12 protein-coding genes and 1 pseudogene are annotated in these 10,640 nt (G+C 64.2%); 6 read left to right on the top strand and 7 right to left on the bottom strand.

The window, feature by feature from the left end:
* Positions 1 to 388: 388 nt before the first annotated feature.
* Entirely contained in the window at positions 389 to 1,375 is a 987-nt protein-coding gene (locus tag GD429_RS39535; protein ID WP_152865592.1) for a hypothetical protein, read from the top strand.
* A gap of 273 nt (positions 1,376 to 1,648) precedes the next feature.
* On the opposite strand, the gene moaD is transcribed toward GD429_RS39535, so the two are convergent.
* The 4 genes and pseudogenes from moaD to GD429_RS39510 form a co-directional block, all read right to left on the bottom strand.
* Positions 1,649 to 1,906, bottom strand: coding sequence for a molybdopterin converting factor subunit 1 (moaD, locus tag GD429_RS39530; RefSeq protein WP_131947243.1), 258 nt, complete (start codon positions 1,904 to 1,906; stop codon positions 1,649 to 1,651).
* 55 nt (positions 1,907 to 1,961) lie between these two features.
* On the bottom strand, positions 1,962 to 2,534 hold the full coding sequence (locus GD429_RS39525; RefSeq protein WP_152865589.1) for a molybdenum cofactor biosynthesis protein MoaE: 573 nt from the start codon (positions 2,532 to 2,534) through the stop codon (positions 1,962 to 1,964).
* 46 nt (positions 2,535 to 2,580) lie between these two features.
* Positions 2,581 to 3,705 carry a GTP 3',8-cyclase MoaA gene (gene moaA, locus GD429_RS39520; protein ID WP_152865587.1) on the bottom strand — a complete coding sequence of 375 codons (1,125 nt, stop codon included), beginning with the start codon at positions 3,703 to 3,705 and terminating at the stop codon, positions 2,581 to 2,583.
* A gap of 199 nt (positions 3,706 to 3,904) precedes the next feature.
* Positions 3,905 to 4,132: pseudogene (locus tag GD429_RS39510) on the bottom strand (molybdopterin molybdenumtransferase MoeA); the annotation flags it as partial.
* A 585-nt stretch (positions 4,133 to 4,717) separates the two neighbouring features.
* Here GD429_RS39510 and GD429_RS39505 point away from each other — a divergent pair.
* The 5 genes from GD429_RS39505 (at position 4,718) to GD429_RS39485 (ending at position 8,849) form a co-directional block, all read left to right on the top strand.
* The gene (locus GD429_RS39505; RefSeq protein WP_152865584.1) at positions 4,718 to 6,118 is read left to right on the top strand and encodes a cytochrome ubiquinol oxidase subunit I; all 1,401 of its coding nucleotides are present in this window, start codon (positions 4,718 to 4,720) and stop codon (positions 6,116 to 6,118) included.
* A gap of 3 nt (positions 6,119 to 6,121) precedes the next feature.
* Complete coding sequence (gene cydB, locus GD429_RS39500; RefSeq protein WP_034184514.1) at positions 6,122 to 7,129, top strand: cytochrome d ubiquinol oxidase subunit II; 1,008 nt, start codon at positions 6,122 to 6,124, stop codon at positions 7,127 to 7,129.
* Between the two features lie 163 nt (positions 7,130 to 7,292).
* Positions 7,293 to 8,213, top strand: a complete 921-nt coding sequence (locus tag GD429_RS39495) for a bestrophin family protein (protein WP_152865581.1) — start codon at positions 7,293 to 7,295, stop codon at positions 8,211 to 8,213.
* A 22-nt stretch (positions 8,214 to 8,235) separates the two neighbouring features.
* On the top strand, positions 8,236 to 8,379 hold the full coding sequence (locus GD429_RS39490; protein ID WP_227792215.1) for a hypothetical protein: 144 nt from the start codon (positions 8,236 to 8,238) through the stop codon (positions 8,377 to 8,379).
* 83 nt (positions 8,380 to 8,462) lie between these two features.
* A complete protein-coding gene (locus GD429_RS39485; RefSeq protein ID WP_152865578.1) occupies positions 8,463 to 8,849 on the top strand; it encodes a VOC family protein in 387 nt (128 codons plus the stop codon).
* An 18-nt stretch (positions 8,850 to 8,867) separates the two neighbouring features.
* On the opposite strand, the gene GD429_RS39480 is transcribed toward GD429_RS39485, so the two are convergent.
* From GD429_RS39480 to GD429_RS40860, 3 genes are all read right to left on the bottom strand, one after another.
* A complete protein-coding gene (locus GD429_RS39480; RefSeq protein WP_321575141.1) occupies positions 8,868 to 9,203 on the bottom strand; it encodes a nuclear transport factor 2 family protein in 336 nt (111 codons plus the stop codon).
* The gene (gene trpS, locus GD429_RS39475; protein WP_152865574.1) at positions 9,175 to 10,188 is read right to left on the bottom strand and encodes a tryptophan--tRNA ligase; all 1,014 of its coding nucleotides are present in this window, start codon (positions 10,186 to 10,188) and stop codon (positions 9,175 to 9,177) included. The genes GD429_RS39480 and trpS overlap by 29 nt, the downstream gene beginning before the upstream one ends.
* Before the next feature lie 203 nt (positions 10,189 to 10,391).
* Complete coding sequence (locus tag GD429_RS40860) at positions 10,392 to 10,538, bottom strand: hypothetical protein (protein WP_175919598.1); 147 nt, start codon at positions 10,536 to 10,538, stop codon at positions 10,392 to 10,394.
* Positions 10,539 to 10,640 lie beyond the last annotated feature (102 nt).

The raw sequence follows: 10,640 nt of genomic DNA, 5'->3' as shown, positions 1-10,640 counted from the left end.
TGCGCCAGCGCTCCCACATTAGCGCTTTCTGGCTGTCTGTATAGTAGATCCGCCGTCTCTGTTTCATTGCAACACTCCTCGCTGCTATGCAGCCTCAAGTGTGTTGCATCGACGGGTTGAATCCGCAAGGTACATCGGTCACTCGTCGGGAATATCATTGCTGACTGGTGGTCGACCTTTGCCGACGTCAACGTGATTGCGCAGACATGATCGCGATCGAACGTCAATCGACCACTTGATGCAAATCGGCGATTAACTCCCTTGGGCAGCATCGACGATTGGACACTGCCCAACCTTCTCAACCCGAACAGAGCACCTTCGACCTGCGCGTTCTACCGATATTTGCGAATGCGCGGCGCAAGTCGCTTACGATGAGGCCACTTTCCCGATGGACATCCGCCTTGCCAACTTTGGTCCGAAAAATTATCTCTGGCCGGAATGCCGGGACGGGGCAGCAATAGCCATGATTGAGGATGTGGATCTATGGCCTCTTCGGGTAAATGAGGATCGGGAAGGCTACGTGGCGCTAGCCGTCGCGACCAAGAAATCGGTGACAGGCAAAGCTCTTACAAGGAATGCGGCAGGTCGCTGGTACAACCTGCCCGATATCTTCAGCCATTCTAATGGCGACATCTGGCTGCACCGCGAGAAAGACGAACTGTGGTGGACGATCTCGAAACCCGACCCTTCTTCGACAACGCTGGAGAAATCGCGCGCACCTGGTCAGGAGGGAACGATGATCTATGTGATGCGTAAGCCGGTCGAGCCTTGGTCAAACAAGAACAGAAAGGGTGCGCGTCTGTTGTGGGGCGCGATACATCCTGTCGCGCAGGATTTCCTGTGGAACCGTGGAACTACGGTGCGCCTCAGACCAGAGAACGTGGCCTACGCACATGCCCTCATCAACGGGGAAGACCTGTCCTTTTGGCATTCGCGATCTAACTGGAAAAAGGCGATTGAAAATTCCCGTAAAGGATTGCCCTCGGTAGAGGATGTAGTGGGTCGTGCAGCGCTTACGATGGCGTACATGGCCACGCATACGAGTGCTAATTCGAATGGACAGGAAGTGACGCGTACGATAAAAAATAAAGAAGTGAAATTCGCCAACAATTCCATCTTCGCAGACTACGTCAAGGAACTGATCCTCGCCCAGGAAGAAGCATGCGCCATCACTGGGCTACCTTTGCAGTATCCAAACGAAGCGGATGATCCGGAGATGATCTGTTCTCTGGACCGGATCGATAGCGACGGCCATTACGAAGCCGGTAATCTGCAGGTGGTTTGCCGTTTCGTCAATCGCTGGAAAAGCGACAGCAATGACAACGAGTTCCGTCGCCTGATAGGAATCCTTCAACGCAGCACGCCGGCTTTCTGATCGTTTGCGGAGGGGATCGGTCATTCAAACGTCCGCGCACGAGACGCGGAGAACGACTCTTGATGGCCGAACGCCGACGCGTCGGCCCCGTGTTCTCCCCCGGTAATCCGCGATGAACCCTTGTTCTTTTCAGGGAAGAGCGCCGGATCGACCCGCATCAATCACGCCGCAGATCTCGACGCACATCGGCGCCGCCGCGATGGCCGTGTTCGCCACGAAAGCGATGAAGTGGCTGCATTGAAGATCGCAGCCGCGCGATCCGCTTGATCCGCATTACCCGCCCGTCACCGGCGGAAAAAATGCCACCTCGCTATCTTCCCGCACGACGAATCCACCCGTCACCATCTCGAGATTGACGGCTGCCCGCACGGGCCGGTCCATCCGCAACGCTTCGGCGCTGCGCGCATCGCGCGCGGCGAGCGTACTGCGCAGCGCATCGACGGTAAGTTCGCGCGCGTCGATCTCGACGATTTCCTCGTCGGTTTCGAGTTGCTCGCGAATGCTTGCAAAGTATTTGATTGTCAGTTTCATCGCGATGTCTCGAACGGAATCTGCGGATTCGAAAAACGTGAAGCGGGCGCGGCGCTCAGCCCCAGCGCCGCATTGCCTGGTCGTCGTGCGCCTTCGCCTCGACCCAGCCGGATTTGCCGTCGTGGCGGATCTCCTTCTTCCAGAACGGCGCGTGGGTTTTCAGAAAGTCCATCAGGAATTCGCACGCATCGAACGCGGACCCGCGATGCGCGGCGGCCACCACAACCAGCACGACCGCCTGGCCGAGCGGAATGCGCCCGACGCGGTGCACGATCCTGACCGCTTCGAGCCGCCAGCGCGCGCTGGCTTCCTCGACGATGCTCCACAGGGCCTGTTCGGTCATCGTCGGGTAGTGCTCGACCTCGAGCGCGACGACGTCGTCGACGTCGCCTTCGTTGCGCACGACACCGAGGAAATTCACGACCGCGCCGACATTCGGATTGCGAACGATCGGTGCAAGCTCGTCACCCGCGTCGATCGCCGAATACTGCACGCGCACTTCGAAGCCGGCAGAAATTGCCGGGGGCGGCTCGGTGTGCGGTTCGGTCGTGTCGGCGGATCGGGAATGGCTGTCGGCACGCAACGGATCGTCCGGCAGCCCGGCGCGGGATTCGATGAAGCTCGTCATGACGGTTCTCCTGTAGGCGGTGGGCCTTGTGTCGCGCGGCGGCCCGTCAGCCGCCGACGAGCGACATGCGCACGGTCGGATAAGTCTTGCCCGGCGCGCGGGCCGGCCGTGCGGCCCGGCGCTCGGAATAACGATCGTCGCGCCGCGTCCAGCGGTCGCGCACGGCGGCGGCGAGCATGTCGACCGGCGCTGTATCGTCGAGCCACGGCCGCAGGTCGGTGCCCTGGGTTGCGAACAGGCATGTATAAAGCTTGCCGTCGGCCGACACGCGTGCGCGCGAGCAGGTGCCGCAGAACGGATGCGACACGCTCGCGATGAAGCCGACCTCGCCGGCACCATCGATGTGCGCGCAACGGATTGCGGTCGCGTCGTGCCCAGGTTCACCGACGAGCACGAGCGGATAGTGCTCGTCGATCAGCTCGCGCATGCGCGCGGCCGGCACGACCTTGTCGCCGGACCAGAAGCTCGCGCCGCCGACGTCCATGTATTCGATGAAGCGCACGGCCACGCCGGTATGCCGGAAGTGACGCACGAGCGGCAGGATCTGGTCGTCGTTCGCGCCGCGTTCTATTACCGCGTTGACCTTGACCGGCGCAAGCCCGGCCGCATGCGCGGCTTCGATGCCGGCCAGCACGCGCGACACGGGCACGTCGGCGTCGCTCATCCGGCGGAACACCGCGTCGTCGAGCGCATCGAGGCTGACGGTCACGCGCGACAGCCCCGCGTCGCGTAGCGCGCGTGCTTTCGCGGCGAGCAGCGAACCGTTGGTGGTCAGCGCGATTTCGACGGGCTTGCCGTCGACGGTCGTCAGTGCCGCGAGCCGTTCGATCAGCGCTTCGAGATTGCGGCGCAACAGCGGCTCGCCGCCGGTGATGCGGATTTTCTCGACCCCGAGCGACGTGAACGCGCGTGCGATCTTTTCCAGTTGCGCGAACGACAGCCGCTCGGACGACGGCATGAATGCGTAGCCGGCGCCGAAGCTTTCGCGCGGCATGCAGTAGCCGCAGCGGAAATTGCACTGGTCGATCACGGACAGGCGCAGGTCGCGCAGCGGGCGGCCGAGCGTGTCGGTCGTGCGGGGGAAGGCGCTGGGCGATGCGTCGCCCGATGAAGCGGCGGCGCCCGGCGCGGCGGAAACGATGGCATTCACGATCGGTTCGTCGGCCTGCATGAAGTAAGCGGAGGGGCGTCGCCGATCGGCCGCGTGCGTGCCGACGTGTCGGCGCACAGGTCGTGGCGAGCCTCATCGTGAGCATAGTCCGCCGGACTTTTCCGGCAGGGACACAATCGCGCCCGAATTGCGGGAATACAGTTCGCGGCGCGGGATGCGTCGCGAATGTGCTGCATCGGGCGGCTATCAGGCGTCGCGATCATGCGAGCCAGTGCGCGAATTCGTAATACGGTACCGCGTCGCCGCGCGCGATGCGCTTCCCGGCCGGCAGCAGCGCGAGCCCGCTCGCCTGCACGAGCGATTGCAGCGTGCCCGCGCCTTGATGCCGCAGCGTGTCGAGCAGGGCCGAGCCGTCGGCGCCGATGGCGCAACGCACGCGCACGAAGCGCTCGCGCTGCGCATCGGGCTCGAAGTCCATGTCGATCGGCGTCACCATCATGACCGTATGCGAGATGCCGTTGAGCACGAGTGCAACCGGCGTTTCGTCGACGACGTTGATCGACGTCGTCGCGCGCTTCGCCGGCACGATGGCGCGTCACACGACACGCGGTGCTGCCGATCGGATCGTCGCGGCGAGTGCAGGACTCCATGCGGTTTTCTCCAGGCGGATCGGCCGGCGTGCCGGCCGGGCTCGGCGCGTACGCCGGGCGACGGGAATCGATGCTGCCGGGCGGGCGCCGAGGGGCGCGCCGTCGCCGCGGGCAGGCGTTGCATCACATGGTAAGGGCGGTGAACAGCGGGCCGCAGGCACAGCGTCGCAACGCGGAAAGCAGTACAGCTGACCACGCCGCAGGCGTGAAATGTGTTTTCCGTGCACACATCCTCGCCGACGGAGCCATCACAGTTTCAGCGCACGTTCGAGTGATTGCGAGTATCGTGGCAAACGCGATATCGTCATTCACGCTTCGATGCCATGCGAGTGACCGTTGGTGTTCGCATGTGTTGTCGCCAAGCCGTCGCGCGATTTCCTGCTTCGGGCGGACGTTCTCACAACCACGAGCAAATTTCGGTCATGGAAATCTTCGATGCGTTCCATCTCGCACGATTGCAATTCGCGTTCACGGTGTCGTTCCACATCGTGTTTCCCGCGATCAGCATCGGCATGGCGAGCTTCCTGGCGGTGCTGGAATGGCGTTACCTCGTCACCGGCGACGCCGCCTACAAATCCATGTTCCAGTTCTGGTCGAAGATCTTCGCGATCGGCTTCGGGATGGGCGTGGTTTCCGGCGTCGTGATGGCGTACGAGTTCGGCACGAACTGGGCCGGCTTCTCGCGCGTCGCCGGCAACATCACGGGCCCGCTGCTCACGTATGAAGTGCTGACGGCGTTCTTCCTCGAAGCCGGCTTCCTCGGCGTGATGCTGTTCGGCTGGCAGCGCGTGAGCCCGCGCGCGCACTTCTTCGCGACGCTGATGGTCGCGGTCGGCACGCTGATCTCGACGTTCTGGATCCTCGCGTCGAACAGCTTCATGCAGACGCCGCAGGGCTACCGGATCGAGAACGGCCTCGTCGTGCCGGTCGACTGGTTCAAGGTCATCTTCAATCCGTCGTTCCCGTACCGTCTCGTGCACATGACGATCGCGGCGTTCATCGTCGCGGGCTTCATCGTCGCCGCGTGCGGCGCGTGGCACCTGCTGAAGGGGCGCCGCGACGAGCCCGTGAAGCGCAGCTTCTCGATGGCGCTGTGGATGCTGCTGCTGCTCGCGCCGATCCAGATCGTCGTCGGCGATGCGCACGGGCTGAATACGCGCGAATACCAGCCGGCGAAGATCGCGGCGATCGAAGGGCTGTGGGAAACCGAGAAGGGCGGCACCGCGCTGAACCTCGTCGGGCTGCCCGACATGCAGGCCGAAACCACGCGCTATGCGATCCAGGTGCCGCACCTCGGCAGCCTGATCCTCACGCACAGCTGGGATGGCGAGATCCGCGGGCTGAAGGAATTCCCGCCGCAGGACCGCCCGTATTCGCCGATCGTGTTCTGGACGTTCCGGATCATGGCGGGCCTCGGGATGCTGATGCTGCTGACCGCGCTGCTCGGGCTGCTGCTGAGAAAGGGCGGGCGCCTGTATGAAACGCGCTGGTTCCAGTGGTTCGTGGTGGGCATGGGGCCGTCGGGCATCGTCGCGCTGCTGGCCGGCTGGATCACGACCGAGGTCGGGCGGCAGCCGTGGACCGTGTACGGCGTGCTGCGCACCGTCGATTCGGTTGCGCCGCTCAGCGCGCAGCAGGTCGGCGTGTCGCTGCTGATCTTCGTGGTCGTGTATTTCCTGGTATTCGGAACGGGTATCTACTACATGATGAAACTGATGAAGCGCGGGCCGGCTGCCCAAGCCGGGTACATCGAGCTGCACCGGCATCCGGGGCTGCGCAAGAGCGCGCTGTCCACGCCGCTGAACGTCACCGAAGCGGAGTAAGCCATGCAAATCGATCTTCCTGTCGTGTGGGCCGCGATCATCGGCCTCGGCGTGTTCATCTACGTGATGCTGGACGGCTTCGATCTCGGCATCGGCCTGCTGTTTCCGTTCTTCGATGCGAAAGCCGAGCGGCAAGTGATGCTCGATACCGTCGCGCCGGTGTGGGACGGCAACGAGACGTTCCTCGTGCTCGGCGGCGCGGGGCTCTACGGCGCGTTCCCGGTCGTGTATTCGACGCTGCTGCCCGCGAACTACCTGCCGCTGGTGCTGATGCTGGTCGGGCTGATCTTCCGCGGCGCGGCATTCGAACTGCGCGCGAAGGCGACCCGCACGCAACACATGTGGGATCTCGCGTTCATCGGCGGCTCCGCGCTCGCGGCGTTCTGCCAGGGTATCGTGCTCGGTTCGCTGCTGCAGGGCATCAAGATCGAGAACAACCAGTTCGCGGGCGGGCCGTTCGACTGGCTGTCGCCGTTCAGCCTGCTCTGCGGGATCGGCGTGCTCGTCACGTATGCGACGCTCGGCTGCGGCTGGCTGATCCTGAAGGTCGACGGCGAACTGCAGCGCAAGATGCGGCTGCTGATGAAGCCGCTCGCGGGCGTGCTGCTCGGCGTGATGGCCGTCGTCAGCCTGTGGACCGTGATCGGGCTGCCCGCCGTCGCGCACCGCTGGTTCGGCAGCGGCAACCTCGGCTGGTTCCTGCCGGTGCCGGTCCTCGTCGTCGCGTGCGTGTGGGGCATCTTTCACACGGTCAAGCGCCAGCACGAGGCCACGCCGTTCCTGCTGACGCTCGCGCTCGTGTTTCTCGGATATACGGGGCTCGTGATCAGCATCTGGCCGAACATCGTGCCGCCGTCGCTGACGATCTGGGATGCATCGTCGAGCCATTCGAGCCAGTTGTTCGCGCTCGTCGGCACGGTGATCGTGCTGCCGATCATCCTCGTGTACAACGCGATGCAGTACCGCGTGTTCCGCGGCAAGGTGCGCGAGGGCGACATCGGTTATCACTGAGCGGCACGCGATGTGATGGGGCGCGGCGTGCGCGGGCGTATCATCACGCGCAACGCGGCCCCGGCACGGCACCTGCCTGAAAGCGGCCCGCCGTGCGCGGGCCGTTGCGCATCGGGTTCGGGCAGCTCGTGCTGCGTATTTCTTTGGCAGTCGAGAAAACATCATGATCGTCAGACCACGACAGAACTGGCTCAGGATGCTGTTCGTATGGAACGGCTCCGTGCTGCAATCGATCATTCCGCAACTGGTGTTCATGGCGATCGTCAGCACGCTGGCGGTCTTCACGAACGGGCGCATCTTCGGCGAGAAGATCCCGCTCAACACCGCGCCGTTCACGCTGTTCGGGCTCGCGCTCGCGATCTTCCTCGCGTTTCGCAACAACGCGAGCTTCGAGCGTTTCAAGGAAGCGCGGCATCTGTGGGGCAACCTGCTGATCGCGGCGCGCACCGTGACGTCGCAACTGAATCGCTACCTGCCCGACAGCGTCGGCGATGCGGAGCGCAACCGGCTCGCCGATCTGCTGATCGTGTTTACGTATGCGCTGAAGCATCAGCTGCGCCATACCGATCCGACCGAAGACCTGCAGCGGATTCTCGGCGCGGAGCGTGCCGGCGAGTTCGCGCGCAAATGCTTCAAGCCCGTCGCGATCCTCGACGAGCTGCGCGGCGGCATCGTCCGCGTGCTGGGCCGCGTGCCCGGCAGCGACGCGACCTGCTGGATGTTCGACGCGCAGCTCGACGAACTGGGCAAGGCGGTGGGTGGTTGCGAGCGCATCCTGTCGACACCGATTCCGTTCTCGTACAGCGTGCTGCTGCACCGTACCGTGTATGCATACTGCGTGCTGCTGCCGTTCGGTCTCGTCGATTCGACGGAATTCTTCACGCCGCTGATCTGCGTGTTCATTTCTTACACGCTGATTGCGCTCGAGGCGATCGCGAACGAGGTCGCCGAGCCGTTCGGCCTCGCGCCGAATGCACTCGCGCTCGATGCGATGGCGCGCACGATCGAGCGGTCGGTGCTCGAACTGCGCGACCGCCCGATGCCGGAGGAATTCGTGCCGGTGTCGACGTACCAGATCACGTAAGCGGGCGCGAAACGGATCGGTCATGCGGGTCGGCGAGGCGGGCCGCGGCGGGCGCTTCCTGCACGATCCAGACAGCTACGCGGTGATCGCCGACGACTTCGACGGCTACCTGTGCAAGCCGATCGACGGCGGTTACGCGTTTGTCATCGATTTCGACGAAGAATAGCGGTAGTGGCGTTGCCTGTTATCGACGACGCGGTGTGAGCGGGCGAACGGCGATTACCGGCTGCCGCTTCAGGAGAGACTGACATGCGAATCTACGTGACGAGTATTTTTGTCGACGACCAGGACAAGGCGTTGACGTTCTATACCGACAAGCTCGGCTTCAGGCTGAAGAACAACATCCCGGTGGGCGACTACCGCTGGCTGACCGTCGTGTCGAAGGACCAGCCTGACGGTACCGAACTGCTGCTCGAGCCGTGCAACCATCGTGCGGTGGGGCCTTACAAACAGGCGCTGTACGAGGACGGTATCCCGGCGGCGTCGTTTCAGGTCGACGATCTCGATGGCGAATTCGCGCGGCTTACCGCGCATGGCGTTCACTTCACGCTGGAGCCGATGGACGCGGGGCCCGTTCGCGTCGCGGTCATCGACGATACGTGCGGGAACCTCATTCAACTGATGCAGATGAAGTAGCGCGTTGCGCGGGCCTGCTCAGAGCGCCGCGACCGGGGGCGCGTCGTGCATCCAGCTGCGCTCCTGTAAACAGCTCCGGATGCGCCATCCGGATTCGGTTCGCACCAGCAGGTCGCAATACCACAACCCGACGAAGCACACGCGAGCGTCGCCCGCTTCATCGGCCGAGATCATCATCACCTGGCCGGCGGTGCGCGCGGTCGCGGCGTTGCCGTCGACGATCAGCAGCGACGTCGACATCGTGTGCTGCGTGGCCGGGGCCTGACAAACCGCTTCGACTGGCCGCCGCGCGTCGTTATCGGGTCGCGTTTTCCGCCCACGCCGCTCAATCGAAATACGTGAGCCCCAGCGCACCCTTCACATCCGCCAGCGTCGCTCCCGCCACTTCCCGCGCGTGCATCGTGCCACGCTTCAGGATCGCCATCACCTCGCCCTTGTCGGCCTCGAATTCGCGGCGGCGCGCACGGATCGGCTCGATCAGCGCCTGCAGCCGTTCGTTCAGCACGCGCTTGACGACGCTGTCGCCGAGGCCGCCGCGCCGATAGTGCGCCTTCAACTCATCGACCTTCTGCACGTCCGGCTCGAACGCGTCGAGGAACGTGAACACGACGTTGCCCTCGACCTGGCCGGGGTCGCTCACGCGCAGGTGGTTCGGGTCCGTGTACATGTCCTTCACGGCCTGCGCGATCTCGTCCGGCGTCGAGCCGAGCGTGATCGCATTGCCGAGCGACTTGCTCATCTTCGCCTTGCCGTCGATGCCTGGCAGCCGCGTGACCGCCGACAGCACGGCCTCGCATTCGACCAGCACCGGCTGGTCGACGGTCGCGTTGAAGCGGCGCACGAGTTCGTTGGTCTGCTCGATCATCGGCAACTGGTCGTCGCCGACAGGCACGTGCGTCGCCTTGAATGCGGTGATGTCGGCGGCCTGGCTTACCGGGTAGGTCAGGAAGCCGGCCGGGATGTCGCGCTCGAAGCCGCGCAGGCGGATCTCTTCCTTGATGGTCGGATTGCGTTCGAGGCGCGCGACCGTGACGAGGTTGAGCAGGTATTGCGACAGCTCGGCGAGCTCGGGCACCTGCGACTGCACGACGATCGTCGAGATCGCCGGATCGATGCCGACGGCGAGATAGTCGAGCGCGACCTCGATCACGTTCTCGGTGACGCGCTGGCGGCGGCCCATGTTGTCGGTCAGCGCCTGCGTATCGGCGAGCAGCAGGAATTGCCGCGCTTCGTGCTGCATCTGCACGCGTGCGCGCAGCGAGCCGATGTAGTGGCCGAGGTGCAGCGGGCCGGTCGTACGGTCGCCGGTGAGGATGGTCGGGCGGTTCGGGTGGGTCATGGTGGTCGTTGGCTCCGGGTTGTCGAAGCCGCCAGCCATGATGTCAGCGCAGAAACGCGAATGCCGCCATGGCTGGCGGCATCTCGTTCGGGACATGCAAAAGGAAACGGGCCGCCTGGGTCAGGCGCGCCACCAGCAATGCAGGTTCGGCAGGGCAGGTTTGGTTTCCATCGCGAAAGTATAACGTAGCGCCGGGCCGAGCGTCAGCGCACCACCGACTCCATCGCGACGTACGCGGTTTCGGCGGACGGCCACAGCAGGTACAGCAGGCCGGCCATCAGCAGCAGCGCACCCGCGCGCACCAGCGGCGTGCGGTCTTTGTTGCGCGGGGGGCGGGTGGGCGGTTTCAATCTCTTCATGCTTGCAGGCGCGCGAGGCGCCACTCCAACGGTTGCTGCAACGGGTCGGGTGGGGCGACGCCGGGGTGTTGCGGGGTTCAACGGGGGCTGGGG

The sequence above is a fragment of the Burkholderia sp. BE17 genome, assembly GCF_009362305.1.
Lineage (GTDB): Bacteria > Pseudomonadota > Gammaproteobacteria > Burkholderiales > Burkholderiaceae > Burkholderia > Burkholderia pyrrocinia_C.
Note: the sequence above shows the minus strand (reverse complement) of the source record. Positions and strands in the feature narration are given on the sequence as shown.

What these genes read in the sequence shown, in the direction of transcription:
- GD429_RS39535 (WP_152865592.1), top strand. Translation starts at nt 389, where the DNA reads ATGGACATCCGCCTTGCCAACTTTGGTCCGAAAAATTATCTCTGGCCG.
- moaD (WP_131947243.1), bottom strand. Translation starts at nt 1,906, where the DNA reads ATGAAACTGACAATCAAATACTTTGCAAGCATTCGCGAGCAACTCGAA.
- GD429_RS39525 (WP_152865589.1), bottom strand. Translation starts at nt 2,534, where the DNA reads ATGACGAGCTTCATCGAATCCCGCGCCGGGCTGCCGGACGATCCGTTG.
- moaA (WP_152865587.1), bottom strand. Translation starts at nt 3,705, where the DNA reads ATGCAGGCCGACGAACCGATCGTGAATGCCATCGTTTCCGCCGCGCCG.
- GD429_RS39505 (WP_152865584.1), top strand. Translation starts at nt 4,718, where the DNA reads ATGGAAATCTTCGATGCGTTCCATCTCGCACGATTGCAATTCGCGTTC.
- cydB (WP_034184514.1), top strand. Translation starts at nt 6,122, where the DNA reads ATGCAAATCGATCTTCCTGTCGTGTGGGCCGCGATCATCGGCCTCGGC.
- GD429_RS39495 (WP_152865581.1), top strand. Translation starts at nt 7,293, where the DNA reads ATGATCGTCAGACCACGACAGAACTGGCTCAGGATGCTGTTCGTATGG.
- GD429_RS39490 (WP_227792215.1), top strand. Translation starts at nt 8,236, where the DNA reads ATGCGGGTCGGCGAGGCGGGCCGCGGCGGGCGCTTCCTGCACGATCCA.
- GD429_RS39485 (WP_152865578.1), top strand. Translation starts at nt 8,463, where the DNA reads ATGCGAATCTACGTGACGAGTATTTTTGTCGACGACCAGGACAAGGCG.
- trpS (WP_152865574.1), bottom strand. Translation starts at nt 10,188, where the DNA reads ATGACCCACCCGAACCGCCCGACCATCCTCACCGGCGACCGTACGACC.